Below are 16415 nucleotides of genomic sequence, written 5' to 3' on the forward strand. Positions count from 1 at the left end.
ATTAAACACCCGTTTGAAAGTAACCTGCGAGTAAATTAGGAAGTAATGGTAAACACTAGCTTTATTGAGAAAATACGGAAGAACGGTGCAGTTTTCACTGGGCTTGTAGTAGCTGCTTTTGCAATGAATACAGTTTCGGCTCACGACAATAGTATGGCCGTGGACGATACTTTGCTTTGGGATATTCAATTAGAACGGCAAGCACAAGAACACTCGGAGAAAGAAGCAGAGCGCTTGGATCTCAACGGACCAAGCACTGGGCCGGTATCAGCGTTGCTGGGGTTACTTGAAAAACAGGATGCGCGAACTCAGAATGTTGGCAACTCAGATATGGAATCGGGTTTTCAATTACTGATTAAGCCTTGGGGTATTTTGATCGATGCGAAGCTTGAAGCGCAACGCGAGGCATTCTTAGAAATAGAAGGGATGATAAACCGCCGAGAGTACACTAACGCACAAGAGGCTATGTTAGAAATTCGGGATTATCCGCTTTTCCCATACTTGGAAGGTGCGCTACTGGAAAAAAACATTCGCATGGCGAATGAATCGGTGATTAGTGAGTTTCTTAATGAGCACAGTGGGCTACCGATTGCTCGCTCTTTACGAACCGATTGGCTACATTTCTTGCGGCGAAATAATGATGCGGAACGGTTCTTGCGCGATTATGAACCGCAATCTTCTCTGCTGCTCCAATGCCAAGCGTTACGCTACCGCTATCGCAGCTTGGAATCTCTTAGCGCCAGTGAGCAAAACTCGTTTTGGCAGGATGTTACTGCGTTTTGGACGCATGGCGAAAGTTTGCCGTCTGCGTGCGATAGTTTATTTAGTATCTGGGCAGATGCGGGTTATCGAACCGAAGAGGTAGTGTGGCAACGGATTCAATTAGCGCTCAATGCTCGGCAAAACTCACTGGTGCGCTACCTTAGTCGGTTTATTTCGAAAGAACAGCAAGATCTATTGAGTTTGCAGCGCCGAGTTCAAGCCAACCCCAGAGTTGTTCAGCGCTATCATGAGTTTACGGCTAAAAATGAAGTTACCCAAAATATGGTGCTTTCTGCGTTATCGCGCCTGCGGTGGGATGATCACTGGGGCACTATTAGTGCTTGGGAACACTATCAAACTACGCTTTCATTTAGCGCTGCCGAAACGGAACAAATGAATGCGGATATCGCAGTTACCTTAGCCTTACGGGGTGAGCCTGAAGCGATAGAATGGTTCCAGCGCCTGCCAATTGCGGCGATGTCGAGTTCGGTACAACAGTGGTACTTGGCGAGTTTGCTGGAACAACAACGCTTTGATGTGATTAACGAATTCATCTTGGCTTTGCCATCGGCTGCGCAGCAAGAACCACAGTGGTTATATTGGCGGGGAAGAGCTTTGGCTGAGATGGGGATGCTGGAAGATTCAACCGAGCTGCTGGTGAAAGCATCACAAACTCGAAATTATTATGGCTTTATGGCCAGTGCGCGAATGTCGTTACCGGCTAATTTGCAGCATCAAAGCACCACGTTGGTGGTTGATAAATTGCGCGATATTAGCCGTAGGCCGGAGGCATTGCGAGCGCGCGAGCTTTTACACCATGGCCGACTACTCGATGCGCGGCGCGAATGGAATATGCTTCGCGCACGCGCTTCAGAAGACGAACAGGTGTTGATTGCTGTATTGGCCTCCGAGTGGGGCTGGCACGATCAGGCTATCTTCGGCCTTGCGGGAACGCCCGCAGTAAATGACGTTGCGCGCCGATTCCCGTTAGCGTACGCAGCGTTGTTGCAAGCGCAATCAGATATTGTTGATATTGACCCAGCATGGGCATTTGCGATTGCTCGCCGCGAAAGCTCGTTTCAACCCGATGCGGTTTCTCCGGTGGGTGCGCGCGGTTTAATGCAAGTGATGCCAGCCACGGCTGAGTATATTAATCGGCGTAGCCCAAGCCTCACTACTAGCCGTGGTGGCAGGTTTCGTCTTGATGACCCAGAAGATAACGTGAGAATGGGAACCCAGTATCTTGCTGAATTACATCATCGTTTTGATGGTAATTGGCTTCTAGCCACAGCTGCATATAATGCCGGGAGTAATCGCGTTCGCGAATGGATACCAGAAACGGCAATGCCTGCGGATTTATGGATCGAGTTGATTCCGTATCAGGAAACGCGCGATTATGTAAAGGCGGTGCTGGCATACCAGCAAATTTATGCGATGTTGCTGGGAAATAATGCTAATGTATTACAGCCTTTAGTGCGCATGCAGATTACTTCCGGCGGCTAAAGCGAACACCTAAACCAATAATAATCTCAGCCGAAGAAAGGGCTTTTCATGCAAGTACGCACTATATTGCGGATTCTTGGCCTACTCATCGCTATTTTTAGCGTTACATTGCTGCCTCCGGCAGCGCTTGCTTATTTCTATGAAGATGGCGGCGGCTGGGCGTTCTTGCTTGCGTTTTTGCTTAGCTTAGCGATTGGTTTGCTGGTTTGGTACCCGAATCGCGATAAGCGGCGTGAATTGAAAACCCGCGAAGGGTTCATTATCGTTGTTATGTTCTGGGTGGTGTTGGGCTCGGTTGGGGCAATACCGTTCTGGATGCCGGATGCCTATTCCTTAAGCTTTACTGATTCTATGTTCGAATCATTCTCCGCGCTAACCACAACCGGTGCTACGGTTTTAACCGGAATTGATGAACTTCCCCATGCTTATCGTTTTTACCGCCAACAACTGCAGTGGCTGGGTGGTATGGGTATTATTGTATTAGCCGTAGCGATTCTGCCTTTATTGGGCATTGGTGGCATTCAGCTTTATCGCGCCGAGATGCCGGGGCCAATGAAAGATTCGAAAATGACCCCACGTATTGCAGATACCGCCAAGCAGCTTTGGTTTATTTATTTAGGGATTACCATTGCTTGTGCGCTTGCTTATTGGGCGGCTGGAATGACGCCATTCAATGCGGTTGGCCATGCTTTTTCCACAGTAGCGATTGGTGGCTTCTCAACGCATGATGCGAGCATGGGTTACTACGATAGCCCGGTTATCCACATGATCTGCGTGCTCTTTTTGCTTATCGCTGCGGTGAATTTCGCGCTGCATTTCGCCGCGTTTCCGCGAATGTATAGCCGCCGAGTTGATGGTAAAAACCAGCGGGATTGGTCTAAGGGCTCGCTATTTACCTACAGTAAAGATCCAGAGTTTAGAGCCCTCATGGGAATCCAGTTCGTTTTGATGCTGATTGTGGTGCTTACGCTGTTGAGCCAACGCTGGCACGCGGATTGGAGTGATTCATTATTCCACGGGATTTTTCAAGCGGTATCTATAGCCACAACCGCCGGTTTTACCACGGAAAGCTATGTTACATGGCCATTGTTTTTACCGGTATTGTTGATTTTTGCGAGCTTTATTGGCGGTAGTGCCGGCTCTACGGGCGGCGGTTTGAAGGTGATTCGCGTGCTGTTGCTGTATCGCCAAGGTAAGCGTGAAATAGACCGGTTGGTGCACCCAAAAGGTGTGTTTACAGTAAAGTGGGGCGATAAAGCACTCCCTGATCGTGTGGTTCAGGCGGTGTGGGGATTTTTCGCAACCTATGCGTTGTTGTTTGTAATTATTATGCTTCTGTTTATTGCTACGGGGCTTGATGATTACTCAGCGTTTGGTGCCACGGCGGCAACGCTGAATAATTTAGGTCCGGGCCTTGGCGATGTGGCTTCAAACTTCACCAGTGTTTCCGATGCCGGCAAATGGATTGCGATTCTTTCAATGTTATTCGGGCGGCTAGAAATCTTCACGCTACTGGTGTTATTCACACCAGCATTTTGGAAGCATTAATTTACTTATACTCAGCGCTAGAAGTAAAGCGCCCCAGGTGCGAATAAACGCTCGATTTCGTTCACGTATTTTTTATCCACCAAGAATAAAATAACGTGATCATCGGATTGAATTAGCGTGTCATCGTGGGCTATTAGCACCTCGGAACCACGCACTACCGCACCAATAGTTGTGCCTGGCGGTAACTTCAATTCACCCACTTCACGGCCTACTACTTGTGAGGTTTTTTCGTCACCACGCGCTACTGCTTCAATCGCTTCCGCAGCACCGCGGCGTAGCGAATAGGCACTGGCAAAATCGGAACGGTGTATATGTTTAAGTAGTGCGGAAATGGTGGCTTGTTGCGGCGATATGGCAACATCGATCTCACCGCCTTGCACTAAATCTACATAGGCGCTGCGTTGAATCAGCACCATGGTTTTTTTCGCACCCATGCGTTTAGCAAGCAAGGCCGCCATTATATTGGCTTCGTCATCGTTGGTAACGGCAATAAACGCATCAATCTCTTCGATACGCTCTTCGCTTAACATTACTTGATCGGTGGCATCACCGTGCAATACTAGCGTTTTCGAGCTTAATTCAGCACTTAACTGTTCTGCTCGTGCCAAGCCAAGTTCAATAATTTTAATTTTATGGGTTTCTTCTAGTTGCCGAGCAAGGCCTGCGCCTATGTGGCCACCACCCATAATCATAATATTTTTATAGCGCGCTTCGAGCGGCTGTAGTTCCTGCATCACGGCACGAATATCTTTGGTATCGGCAACGAAGAACACTTCATCGTCGGCTTCAATAATGGTACTACCCAACGGACGAATCGCGCGGTTTTGCCGGAATATGGCAGCCACACGGGTGTCGATATTTGGAATATGCTTGCGCAGTGCAGCAATAGCATGGCCCACAAGCTTGCCGCCATAGGATGCTTTTACAGCAACGAGGCTTACTTTGCCTTCGGCGAATTCGATAACTTGCAGGGCACCCGGATAATCGATAAGGCGCTTTATGTAAGTGGTTACTAACTGCTCAGGCGAAATTATGTGGTCGACAGGGAGTTGTTCTTTACGAAATAGCTGATCGTGGTATTTGGTATATTGCTCAGAGCGCACCCGAGCAATTTTCATTGGGGTATTAAAAATGCTGTGGGCAACTTGGCACGAGAGCATATTGACTTCATCAAGGCTACTCACAGCAATCAACATATCGGCATCATCGGCACCCGCTTGGCGCAGCACATCGGGGTGCGCACCGTTACCTTGGATTACACGTAAATCGTGTTTATCCTGCAGTTGCTCCAAGAGCACGCGATTCTGGTCGACCACGGTAACTTCATTGCGTTCGCTCACCAAGCTTTCAGCAAGTGTGGCCCCAACGCGGCCAGCTCCCACAATAATTACTTTTTTCATGTTCTTAGCCTAATTATTTGCGCTTCTGTAGTAAGAAATAGAAAAAACCATCGCCACTTTCAGCCGCGGGTAAAAACTGCCATCCCATATTTTCTGAGCTCTCTGGGCCATCTTTGCTGCCAGGTTTTTGCGGAGCAATCGGGATTGCGATGGCTTCTGCATCATCCACTGTAGCTAGAAATGATTGAATTTGCAGTATGTTTTCTTCCGGAAGCACAGAACAAGTTGCGTACAGCAAGCGTCCGCCCGGTTTCAGTAGCTGCCATTGTGCAGCTAAAATACGGCCCTGCAGTTCTACTAGAGTTTCAATATCGTCGGCACGGCGCAACCATTTAATATCAGGATGACGGCGAATAACGCCTGTTGCTGAGCAGGGCGCATCAAGCAATATTCGATCAAACAGCTGGCCATCCCACCATTCCGCTGGCTCGGCTGCATCACCACAAATAACATTTGCCGTTACCTGCATCCGTGCGAGATTTTCGTGTACTCGTTGCAAACGGCTGGCATCAAAATCAAGCGCCGTTACCTGCAAATCAGTAGTATGTTCGAGTAAATGAACGGTTTTTCCACCGGGGGCCGCACATGCATCTAAAACATTCATTCCTGGCTCGGCGGCTAGAATATGGGCTGCAAACTGTGCTGAACGATCTTGCACAGATACATGGCCCTCTGAAAAGCCGGGCAATTGCGTTACATCCATACCTTGGGCCAATCGAATAGCCGAAAACTCATCGGCGTAGGCCTCGATGCCTTCTGCTTCTAACTTCGCGAGATATTCGGCGGGCGAGTGATGTTTCGTGTTCACGCGTAACCATAGAGGTGGCGCCGTATTATTCGCTTCGCATATCGCAGGCCACTGGTCCGGATACGCTTTTTCTAATCGTTTCAGCAACCATCCGGGATGGTTAAAGGCCAACGCTGGCGTTCGCGCACTGAGCTCAGTAAGTTGGCTTTCTAGGGCCTCTTGCTGGCGCTGATAGGAGCGAAGAACCGCATTCACCATGCCCTTTAAATTCTTTTGTCGCAGCGCTATACAGGCTTCTACGGTTTCAGCAATAGCTGCGTGCGCTGGAACACGCATATCGCGAAGTTGGCATAAGCCAACTAATAGCAAGTAGTGAACGATGCGCACCTTGGTTTTTAGCGGTTTCTCTATGAGCTGAGAAATAAGCCATTCGTAGCTGGGTAGCTGACGCAGTACTTGATAGCAAATGGCCTGTGTAAAAGCACGAGTGTTGGCTTCTAAATGCTCGGTTTCACTTGGAATTGCTTGGCTTAGTGAGCGGCCATGCTGCAATACTTGCTGCAATATTTTCGCGGCGGCGGCTCGTGAAGCAGCGGCATTATTCACGAATCACTCCGTTCGTTGCCTGCACTCGCAAGCATTGTGCCGGGTGCGAACCAATCACGCCGCGCGTTTAATAGATCGGTGGTTAACATAGGCTTTTTGCCTGCGGGCTGCACTTCCAACAAACGTAAGGTATCTTCACCACAAGCAACATCAATACCGTTTTTATCGGCTTGAAGAATAGTACCCGGTGCGGCGCTGTTATTTACATCGTTCCCGCGTTTTATCACCTGTGCGCGCCATACCTTAATCGGCTGATCGGGATGTTCAGGGTGGCTAAAAACGCTGCTAGGCCATGGGTTGAACGCTCGTACACAGCGTTCGATAAACGCAGCCGGTTGGTGCCAATCAATAACGCCTTCCTCTTTGCTCAGCTTCGCCGCATAGGTGGCCTTACTCGATTCCTGGGGAACCGCTCGGGTGTCTCCGGTATTCATGCTGCGCAAGGTTTCTACAAGTGCGAGCGGACCAAGTTTAGCGAGCTTTTCATATAAAGAAGCCGAGGTATCGGAAGGCTCGATTTGCAGCCAAGATTTCGCCAGCATAGGGCCAGTATCTAAACCTTCGTCCATTTGCATAATGGTAACACCGGTTTCTTCATCGCCGGCCCATATTGCGCGTTGAATAGGCGCGGCTCCACGCCAACGTGGTAACAAAGAGCCGTGAACATTGACACAACCTAAGCGTGGAATTGCTAATGCGGCCTGCGGTAGAATCAGGCCATAAGCCACAACCACCATCACATCTGCTTGCCAAGTTGCGAGTTCAGCCTGCGCTTCAGCAGTTTTCAAGCTAGTAGGTTGAGCAACCGGTAAACCGTGTTCTAACGCTAATTGTTTTACGGCACTCGCTTGTAGTTTTTTACCACGCCCAGCAGGGCGGTCGGGCTGAGTATAAACCGCTACAACATCTAAATCATGGGCTTCGAGCAACGCCTGCAAATGGCGCGCAGCGAAATCCGGGGTACCTGCAAAAATTATCCGCACTCAGGAGTTCCTTAGGCTTGTTTTGCTTCTAAACGTGCTTCTTTTTCCAGTTTCTTGCGAATGCGATCGCGTTTAAGAGGCGATAAATAATCAACGAATAGCTTGCCGTTGAGGTGATCAATTTCATGTTGTATGCAAATCGCCAGAAGACCTTCGGCTTCGCGTTCAAAAATTTCGCCTTCACGATCGAGTGCGCGAACCTTAATCTTGCCTGCGCGTTCTACTTTCGCGTAAACGTTCGGAAAGCTTAAACACCCTTCTTCATTTTCGTGAATACCATCACGCTCAATAATTTCCGGGTTAATAAAAACCAGCGGTTCTTTGCTATCTTCACTGCAATCGGCAACGAATAACCGCTTGTGCACATTTACTTGGGTAGCGGCTAAGCCTACACCTTGCGAACCATACATGGTTTCGAACATATCATCGATGGTTTGACGCAAAGCGTCGTCGACACTTTCTACCGGTTTCGCTACGGTGCGAAGGCGCTCATCTGGGTACTTTAAAATTGTCATTTCTGCCATAGCTAAAACTCTTTTGAATTCAAATTCAGTGATATTCCTAATTTTAACGGGAAGATCGCGGAATTGACAGGATTTGTGTTGCTTGATTCGCTTCTCTTTCTATATTGCCAATATGGGGATTAAATTTGCTGAACACAAGGAAGTGTAAATGGAAACAAACGATTGGAATCATCGGAATTTAGAGCTTTGGTTGCGTGTGCAGCGTGCGCCAGAAAAAGTGAAGCGTGAACTTCGAACGTTTTGGGAAGCTAGCGGCGATTTTGAAATCCCAACGTTCATTCAAGCGATGTTGCCAGCGTTACCTGCAGGGCTCGTAGATCGCACGTATCAATGGCTTCATGCCGACGCCAAGCATTTTCTAGTACACTGCCTAAGTGCTGAATACCCCGAAGCCTTGAAAGCCATATATCGCGCCCCCATGTTACTATTTGGAATAGGCGATAAAGGCTTGCTTCAGAGCCATTGGTTGGCCGTGATTGGAAGCCGCAAAGCTTCGCCGTTAGCGTTGAGCTTAACGGAACAAATGGTTTCAGAGCTTTGCCAGCAAGGTTGGGGTATTGTCAGTGGTATGGCGTTGGGTATTGATGGCCTGGCGCATCGAACGGCACTAGCACAAGGTATGCCAACCATAGCCGTTTTAGGCTGCGGCATTGATTTAGTGTATCCGCCGCGAAATCGGCAGTTACGCAATGAAATAGTAGCTGCGGGAATCGTGTTGAGTGAATATGCGCCGGGTACTCCGGCGAAAACTGAACATTTTCCGGCTAGAAACCGTATAATCAGTGGTATCAGCTCAGGCGTGTTAGTTGCCGAGGCAACCTTGAAAAGCGGGTCGTTAATTACTGCGCGCTATGCAGTAGAGCAAGGCAGGGAAGTATTTGCGATTCCCGGCCCAGTGCCACACCCGGGTAGTGAAGGTTGTCATTTATTGATTCAGCAAGGTGCAAAACTAGTAACCTGTAGCAACGATATATTAGCTGAGCTGCCGGCTCAAGCCGATTTATTCGCTGCCGATAAAGATATTAAGTGTGAAAATGTTAAACCGGAAGAGATTGCTTCGAATCAAGAAGAACCGGAAGAAACAAGCAATTTTGGATTAACTTTCCAAAGTGCTGAAAAGAATTCTGCGAAAATTCCGTTAAACGTATTGGCAAACGAGCGTTTATTGGCTAACGTGGGATTTGAAACAACTTCATTTGATTGGTTGTTAAGCCAGAGTGAAGATTCTGTTTCAGTAGTTGTGAACCAGCTCATCAGTCTCGAGTTGGATGGATGGATTAAGACAGTACCTGGCGGTTACGTCAGGGTGAGGAGGTAAGAGCCGTGTTTGATATCCTCATGTACTTGTTTGAGAACTACGTCCATTCGGAAATGGAAGTGGTAGTGGACCACGACGAACTGACTGACGAGCTTACCCGTGCAGGTTTCCATGAACAGGAAATTGGCAAGGCTCTCGCTTGGTTAGAACGTTTGGCCGACTTGCAGGATAGTAAAGATCACCCGTATTTAGTGCAATCTGCGCCTGCGGCATCTTTCCGTGCGTATACGCCGGAAGAGCAAGCGCGTTTAGATATGCAATCGCGTGGCTTTTTACTTTATCTAGAGCAAATTGGGGTGCTCGATTTTACCACTCGGGAAATGGTTATCGATCGGGTTATGGAACTTGATACGCCGCAATTCCTACTGGAAGATTTAAAGTGGGTTATTTTGATGGTGTTGTTTAACGTTCCGGGCCATGAAGATGCCTATAGCCAAATGGAAGAATTGTTGTTCGAGGAGCCACAGGGGCTAATGCATTAAACCAATGCATAGAAACCATTGAGGCGTGAATGACATCATCTGAACTTTTTAACTCGCCAGAGCGAACCGATGTGCGAGCAGAGCCTTGTCCGCGCTGTAATAGCGCGGTAAAGCTAAAACATATCGGCAGCAATTCGTTTTGGGGCTGCAGCAATTATCCTCAGTGTGATTACACGCAATCCTTACATGAAGCCGGTGATTTTGAGCCGCAGGCACTGCCCGGTGAAGAATGCCCCGAGTGTGGAGCGGGCTTATTGCTGAAAAAAGGCCGCTACGGTTTGTTTATTGGTTGTAGCGCTTTTCCGAAATGTCATTTCATGCTCGACCCTACGGCTGATAAAACGCCGAATCGCGAACCTATCCCCTGCCCAGAATGTAAAACAGGCCATCTGCAAACGCGTACCAATCGATATGGCAAGCAATTTCATGCCTGCGATCGATATCCAAAATGTAAATATGCACTGAATGAAGAGCCCGTAGCGCAGCCATGCCCTGATTGTGGCTGGCCTTTGTTGGTCAAGCGAGATTCGGCTGCAGGCGTGCGTTTGCGTTGTCCGCAAAAACAATGCGGATACAAATCAGACCCGATATAATATTTAACGATGGTATACGCCACAGCAAACTCAATTCACCTCTAGGAAAATGCTGCTTTGAACGATAAATCCGACAATACTTTAGATCCTTTTGCTGGTGCGAGAACGGCATTAACAAATCATGGCTTGATCGCTTATCCTACGGAAGCGGTATTCGGGCTAGGCTGCGCCCCTTACGATGAAGTAGCGGTGCGTAAATTGTTAGCATTAAAGCAACGCCCGGAGCATAAGGGCTTGATTCTTATTGCTGCCGATTACAGCCAGTTGCTTGATTACGTAGATGATAAAAAAATCCCTCAAGACAAACGTTTTACCGTGTTACAGCATTGGCCTGGACCAATAACGCTGGTGCTGCCAGCGCGGCCAGAAGTACCTCGCTATTTGCGAGGTGATTTCGATACGATTGCCGTGCGTGTTACTGCATTTGAGCCTGTTCGGCGTTTATGCAAAGCGTTGGGAACGCCATTGGTATCCACCAGCGCTAATCGTTCGGGGCAAGCGCCATTCGTTACCGCAGAAGGCGTTTATCAAGAATTTGGTTCCGATATCGATTGGATCATGGCCGGCGATACCGGTGGGCGAGACGCACCTAGTAAAATCTTTAATCCATTAACGCAAGAGGTATTGCGGTGAAGGAACATCAATATCTAGAGCGGGTTAAAGCTTACCTGCAACAGTTGCAAGATAATATTTGCCATAGCCTTGAAGGTATTGATGGCGAGGCTCAGTTTCTTGAAGATAGTTGGGTGCGCGAGCAAGGTGGCGGTGGCCGTTCTCGAGTATTGAAAAATGGTGGCGTGATTGAGCAAGGGGGCGTGAACTATTCCCATGTTTTTGGCGAAGCTATGCCGGCTTCAGCTACTGCTCACCGCCCTGAGTTAGCCGGTCGTAGCTTCAATGCCTGTGGGGTTTCTTTGGTGATTCACCCACATAATCCGAACATTCCAACCTCACACGCGAATGTTCGTTTCTTCATTGCGGAAAAACCAGGAGAAGACCCGGTTTGGTGGTTTGGCGGTGGTTTCGATCTTACCCCCTTTTATCCAGTGGAAGAGGATGTAGAACATTGGCATCGAACAGCGCGAGCTGCATGCCTTCCGTTTGGTGAGCATTATTATCAAGAGTATAAAGAATGGTGCGATAAATATTTCTTTTTGCCGCATCGGAATGAAACGCGCGGTGTTGGTGGTTTGTTTTTTGATGATTTGAATACCAACCCGAATGGTGAATTAGATTTTGAACATGCCTTTGGCTTAATGAAATCGATAGGTAATCACTACACACCTGCTTATCTGCCGATTATTGAACGTAGAAAAGATATGCCGTTTAGTGAACAACAACGGCAGTTTCAGCTATATCGGCGCGGCCGGTATGTGGAATTTAATCTTGTGTATGATCGCGGCACGTTGTTTGGTTTACAAACAGGCGGGCGTACCGAATCAATTTTGATGTCGATGCCGCCGCTGGCGCGTTGGGAATATATGTACGAACCTGAGGAAGGTTCTGCAGAAGCTCGGTTACAGGCGTTTTTGAAACCGCGTGATTGGTTATAAGTCGTATTGATTTATTTTTATTCTTAGCCATTAACATTACTCTGAATAGTGAAGATTGGGCGCAAGGTGTTTCTATCGGGTGATCAATTGCCGCGCAACACTTGTCAGCACCGAGTTTTGATATTATGCTGAAATTCGAATAAAAATTAATCGGAGCTAGGGGCTTTCATGGCACAGAATCTTTTCTTTCTTCTTATAGTTGTAATTGTAATCGTGGTTCTTGCGCGACGTTTATTGAAAATGAACGCTTCAGGGCATGCTGAATCAGATGCTTCTGCGGCTAAAATTCAAGCCGAAGTAAACGAAAAAGAAGCCGAAATAAAAGAGGATTCAGCGCGTTTAGCGAAAGAAGCTAAATCAGTAACTGAAGATGCGGTTGAAACAGGTAAAGAAGCCGTAGAAAGCGGGAAAGAAGCGGTTGCGAGCAAAGTTTCTGAGAAAAAGCCTGCTGTGAAAAAACCGGCAGCAAAAAAATCACCAGCGCCGAAAACAGGGGTTCCGAAAGATGTGGATCCGGTGATTGATAGCGCGAATAAATCGCAGCCATCACCTATTGGTGCAGAGGTTCCGGATGAACTTACGCAACCGGTGGCTGAGTTAGAAAAAACGAAGGATCCGCTTGCGCGCCATCGTTTGTATCAGCAGATTACTGAGAATAGTTATAAAAATCGTAATGATGCGGGCTGGCGTCAGATTAGTAAAACGTTCTCAAAACAGCATATTGCAGAATTTCCTGACATTGTAAAACCGCTGAAGAAAGCGAATGGTGGATCGTTACCGCAAGTGCTTACCTTCCAAAACTATGCAACATTGCTTGCTGAAGATGGTCAGTATACGGATGCAATTGCCGTTTGTGAGAGAGCGCTGGAATTTGGCTTAGATGATAAAACCAAAACTGGGTTTTCAGGTCGATTAGAGCGGATTCGTAAACAGCAGGAAAAAGCGGCGCAGTAACGAATAAGTTATGAGCCCCAGTGCCATGAGGCGCTGGGGCTTTTTTGTTGCTACTAGATGATGTTTTTTAACTAATCATTTGCGTTGATCATGTGATGCGCTAAACGTGTAAAGCGAACACGAAGTTCGTTGTGTAAAGTAATGTTTGTTACTTGCTCATCAAGCACTAGATACATACAGTGAAGCCATTGATCGCGCATTTTAGTATCGATATGGAAGGGTAAATGGCGGGCGCGGAGCATGGGATGGCCATATTTTTCGACATAAAGCTGCGGACCGCCGAGCCAACCTGAGAGAAACTCAAAGAATTTTAATCGGATGGCGATCATGGGCTGAGGGTGCATCGCTAAAAGGTCTTTTGCGGCTGCGTCATGCTCCATAATATCGTAAAAACGATTGGCTATTGAGCGTACAGCTTGTTCACCGCCAAGTTGATCGTAAAGCGTGATGTTCGCCGAATTATTTTCGGTACGGCGAAAAAACTGTTTTATTCGAGAAGGAAAATTCATGAAACTCGCTGTTTTTGGAAGCCCAATTGCGCATAGCCGTTCGCCAGAAATTCATCAAGCATTTGCTATGCAACATGGAAGAACAATTGAATATGCGCGAATTTTAGCATCACCGGAGCAATTTGCAGAATGTTTCCAAGCCTTTGTTGCGAATGGTGGTGTTGGCGCTAACGTTACCGTACCGCTGAAAGAGCAAGCGCTGTCGTTGTGTTCAACGCTAAGCTCGCGCGCAACCCAAGCACAGGCGGTGAATACGTTGATTCTTAGAGATGGTGAGTGGTTAGGCCACAATACCGATGGCGATGGATTAGAAGCCGATCTTTTACGGTTGGGTATGAAGTTGAGGGGCGCTCGGGTGTTGGTTCTCGGCGCAGGGGGCGCGGTAAGAGGCATTATCGGGCCGATGCTGGATGCCGAGGTAGCACATCTTCATATTGCTAATCGCACCGAAGCTAAAGCACAGAATTTAGTATCAGAGTGGCAGCAGCGATTGGCCGGCGAGCTAGAAATGAAGCCAAAAGTGTTTTCCACGTTGTTATCTGCGGGCGGCTTGAGTTCAGCGGCAGGGTCTGCCGAGAATGGGAGCTGGGATATTGTTATTAATGCAACGTCGAGCGGGCTGACACAAGAACGACCGGAAATTCCAGAGGCAACCTTAGCCAATAAACCATTTTGTTACGATATGGTATATGGCAGCAAGCCAACAGCCTTTATGCAATGGGCGGAAGAACGCGGCTGTGCGGTTTCTGATGGGTTGGGAATGTTAATAGAACAAGCCGCTTTAAGCTATTTCCAGTGGTTTGGGGATATACCCGACACAAAAGTAGTGCTAGATTCAGTGCGTTCGCAGTTGTAAATGAGCGGCATAGGTGCTGCTATCCGGGAATGTAAGTTCCTGTGGTATCGATAAAAGAGAATATTGAATGACGTTACCCGAAATTACCATTCTTGGAATCTTGTTGTGTACGCTCATATTTTTTATTTGGGGGCGTTGGCGCCACGATATCGTGGCGCTTGGTGCGTTGCTTGCTTGTGTTGCATTTGGGTTAGTCCCTGCGGCAGAAGCGTTTGCGGGTTTTGGTCATCCGGCCGTGATTACCGTAGCCTGTGTTTTAGTGCTTAGTGCGTCGTTACAAAGCACGGGTGCTATTGATGTTGTTGCCCATAAACTGACGCCAACTTCTGGCGGTGCGCTTACCACCATCGCCTCACTTACCGGTTTGGCCACGGTGCTTTCCGCATTTATGAACAATGTGGGTGCTATGGCGCTGTTGATGCCGATTGCGATCCAATTGGCAGCGAAACTTAGTATCCCTGCTGGCCGCGTATTGATGCCGGTAGCTTTTGGTTCGATTTTGGGTGGCATGACAACCTTGATTGGTACACCGCCAAATCTTATTGTTTCCGGTTATCGGGCGGAATCACTTGGCAGCGGATACCAGATGTTCGATTTCGCTCCGGTGGGTATTATCGTAGCAATTCTGGGTGTTATTTTTATTGCGCTTGGTGGCTGGCGCTTAGTACCTAAACGCGAACGTACCGATGCTGAAGGTTTCGATACCGGCAAATACCTTACGGAAGTACGAGTTTCCGATGATGGTAAAGCCAACGGCATGTTATTGCGTGATTTAGATCTAAAGCTGCAAGATTCGGATGCGGAAATTGTGGGAATGGTGCGCGATAAGATTAAAGTAGTACACCCTTATGGCTATCAACGTTTGAGTAAGGGCGATTTGCTGATTATCAAAGCCGAACCGGAAACATTGAGCCAAGCGTTAAATGTGCTGGGTTTGCGGCTAGTGGATAACGTTAAGCCCCCAGAAGCGGATTCCGATGAGGACACTGAAGAACAAGAAGAAGCAGAAGAGAAAGGCGCCGAGGGTGAGGCAGAAACTACCGAGCTTAGTGATATTAAAACCGTTACTAAAACGGGAGAATCGCGCACAGCCTGGGTTGACCGTAAGGTAACTGCCTATGGTAATTATACGCTACGTGGTGGCGTTACCAGCCGGGCCGATGCCGATGCGGTACCTCGTGCCTCTGATGATAGTGAAGTGGTTTTAGTTGAGATGGTAGTAATGCCAGATTCGGCTATGATCGGTAGCACGGCAGCTGAATTGCGCCTGCGCAGCCGATTAGGGTTAAATTTACTGGCAATATCCCATGAGGGTAATCAAAAAATTAACCGCTTGCGGCAAACTCCGATTCAATCCGGTAGTGTGTTACTGATGCAGGGTGGTGCCGAGGGCTTAGCACAATTTGCATCATTGTATAAATGCGTTCCACTTGCTGAGCGAACTGTGCGTGTTCCCAGTAAGCGCAGAGCTATGTATGCCTCGGGTATTATGATTGGCGCCGTTGCATTGGCTGCATCGGGTATTGCTTCAGCTGCCGTGGCATTTGCTGCTGGTATGTTTGCCGTTATGGCCCTACGTGTTATCCCTTTGCGGCAAGTGTATGAAAACATCGATTGGTCGGTAGTAGTGTTGTTGGCCGCGTTGATCCCGATAGCTTTGGCAATGGAACAAACGGGTGCTGCCGATAGTGTAGTAGATCTCATGCTCTACTACGTTGCGGATGGCAGCCCGGCGGTGGTGTTAGGCTTACTATTAATTATTACTACCTTATTATCGAGTGTAATGAATAATGCCGCCACAGCGGCGGTTATGTGCCCGGTGGCGATAAGTATAGCCAACCAATTAAATGTAAATCCGGATGCGTTTTTAATGGCGATTGCGGTGGGTGCTTCTTGTGCATTCTTAACGCCGATAGCGCACCAAAACAACACGCTCATTTTGAGCCCTGGAGGGTTTAAATTTGGCGACTATTGGCAAATGGGGCTACCGCTCACGCTAATGGTTTTTGCCGTCTCGATACCTGCTTTGTTGTACTTTTGGCCGTTGTAATTGCTACAATTTAACTATAATTTTAA

General features: G+C 48.0%; 15 protein-coding genes. 10 read left to right on the forward strand and 5 right to left on the reverse strand.

Annotated elements, in window-relative coordinates; translation table 11 throughout:
- Positions 1 to 45 precede the first annotated feature (45 nt).
- Together CWE13_RS11340 and CWE13_RS11345 are read left to right on the forward strand one after the other, a co-directional pair.
- Positions 46 to 2265 carry a transglycosylase SLT domain-containing protein gene (locus tag CWE13_RS11340; protein ID WP_126808737.1) on the forward strand — a complete coding sequence of 740 codons (2220 nt, stop codon included), beginning with the start codon at positions 46 to 48 and terminating at the stop codon, positions 2263 to 2265.
- A 48-nt stretch (positions 2266 to 2313) separates the two neighbouring features.
- Positions 2314 to 3813 (forward strand): TrkH family potassium uptake protein, encoded by a 1500-nt coding sequence (locus tag CWE13_RS11345; protein ID WP_126808739.1) that lies wholly within the window; start codon positions 2314 to 2316, stop codon positions 3811 to 3813.
- 17 nt (positions 3814 to 3830) lie between these two features.
- On the opposite strand, the gene trkA is transcribed toward CWE13_RS11345, so the two are convergent.
- The 4 genes from trkA to def are packed head-to-tail and all read right to left on the reverse strand — an operon-like array spanning position 3831 to position 8074.
- Complete coding sequence (trkA, locus tag CWE13_RS11350) at positions 3831 to 5213, reverse strand: Trk system potassium transporter TrkA (RefSeq protein WP_126808741.1); 1383 nt, start codon at positions 5211 to 5213, stop codon at positions 3831 to 3833.
- A gap of 13 nt (positions 5214 to 5226) precedes the next feature.
- Complete coding sequence (rsmB, locus tag CWE13_RS11355) at positions 5227 to 6567, reverse strand: 16S rRNA (cytosine(967)-C(5))-methyltransferase RsmB (RefSeq protein WP_126808743.1); 1341 nt, start codon at positions 6565 to 6567, stop codon at positions 5227 to 5229.
- Complete coding sequence (fmt, locus tag CWE13_RS11360; protein ID WP_126808745.1) at positions 6564 to 7550, reverse strand: methionyl-tRNA formyltransferase; 987 nt, start codon at positions 7548 to 7550, stop codon at positions 6564 to 6566. The genes rsmB and fmt overlap by 4 nt, the downstream gene beginning before the upstream one ends.
- Positions 7551 to 7561: 11 nt before the next feature.
- Positions 7562 to 8074: a peptide deformylase gene (def, locus tag CWE13_RS11365; protein WP_126808747.1), complete on the reverse strand. Its 513-nt coding sequence runs from the start codon at positions 8072 to 8074 to the stop codon at positions 7562 to 7564.
- A gap of 148 nt (positions 8075 to 8222) precedes the next feature.
- On the opposite strand from def, the gene dprA reads away from it, so the two are divergent.
- The 6 genes from dprA to CWE13_RS11395 all read left to right on the forward strand — a co-directional run bounded on the left by dprA (position 8223) and on the right by CWE13_RS11395 (position 12974).
- A complete protein-coding gene (gene dprA / locus CWE13_RS11370) occupies positions 8223 to 9392 on the forward strand; it encodes a DNA-processing protein DprA (protein ID WP_126808749.1) in 1170 nt (389 codons plus the stop codon).
- A gap of 5 nt (positions 9393 to 9397) precedes the next feature.
- A complete protein-coding gene (locus CWE13_RS11375) occupies positions 9398 to 9874 on the forward strand; it encodes a DUF494 family protein (protein ID WP_007419504.1) in 477 nt (158 codons plus the stop codon).
- A 29-nt stretch (positions 9875 to 9903) separates the two neighbouring features.
- Positions 9904 to 10467 carry a DNA topoisomerase family protein gene (locus CWE13_RS11380; RefSeq protein ID WP_126808751.1) on the forward strand — a complete coding sequence of 188 codons (564 nt, stop codon included), beginning with the start codon at positions 9904 to 9906 and terminating at the stop codon, positions 10465 to 10467.
- A 57-nt stretch (positions 10468 to 10524) separates the two neighbouring features.
- The gene (gene tsaC, locus CWE13_RS11385; protein WP_126808753.1) at positions 10525 to 11100 is read left to right on the forward strand and encodes an L-threonylcarbamoyladenylate synthase type 1 TsaC; all 576 of its coding nucleotides are present in this window, start codon (positions 10525 to 10527) and stop codon (positions 11098 to 11100) included.
- Positions 11097 to 12020 (forward strand): oxygen-dependent coproporphyrinogen oxidase, encoded by a 924-nt coding sequence (gene hemF, locus CWE13_RS11390; RefSeq protein WP_126808754.1) that lies wholly within the window; start codon positions 11097 to 11099, stop codon positions 12018 to 12020. The genes tsaC and hemF overlap by 4 nt, the downstream gene beginning before the upstream one ends.
- A gap of 168 nt (positions 12021 to 12188) precedes the next feature.
- Entirely contained in the window at positions 12189 to 12974 is a 786-nt protein-coding gene (locus tag CWE13_RS11395) for a hypothetical protein (protein WP_126808756.1), read from the forward strand.
- Between the two features lie 71 nt (positions 12975 to 13045).
- Here CWE13_RS11395 and CWE13_RS11400 read toward each other — a convergent pair whose 3' ends face one another.
- Positions 13046 to 13483 carry a group II truncated hemoglobin gene (locus CWE13_RS11400; protein WP_126808758.1) on the reverse strand — a complete coding sequence of 146 codons (438 nt, stop codon included), beginning with the start codon at positions 13481 to 13483 and terminating at the stop codon, positions 13046 to 13048.
- Between CWE13_RS11400 and aroE the strand changes: the two genes are divergently transcribed.
- Together aroE and CWE13_RS11410 are read left to right on the forward strand one after the other, a co-directional pair.
- The gene (gene aroE, locus CWE13_RS11405) at positions 13482 to 14339 is read left to right on the forward strand and encodes a shikimate dehydrogenase (protein WP_126808760.1); all 858 of its coding nucleotides are present in this window, start codon (positions 13482 to 13484) and stop codon (positions 14337 to 14339) included. The two genes, CWE13_RS11400 and aroE, sit on opposite strands and share 2 nt — an antisense overlap.
- 67 nt (positions 14340 to 14406) lie before the next feature.
- The gene (locus tag CWE13_RS11410) at positions 14407 to 16389 is read left to right on the forward strand and encodes an SLC13 family permease (protein WP_126808762.1); all 1983 of its coding nucleotides are present in this window, start codon (positions 14407 to 14409) and stop codon (positions 16387 to 16389) included.
- Positions 16390 to 16415: the final 26 nt, after the last annotated feature.

Source organism: Aliidiomarina shirensis (assembly GCF_003987345.1).
Taxonomy (GTDB): domain Bacteria; phylum Pseudomonadota; class Gammaproteobacteria; order Enterobacterales; family Alteromonadaceae; genus Aliidiomarina; species Aliidiomarina shirensis.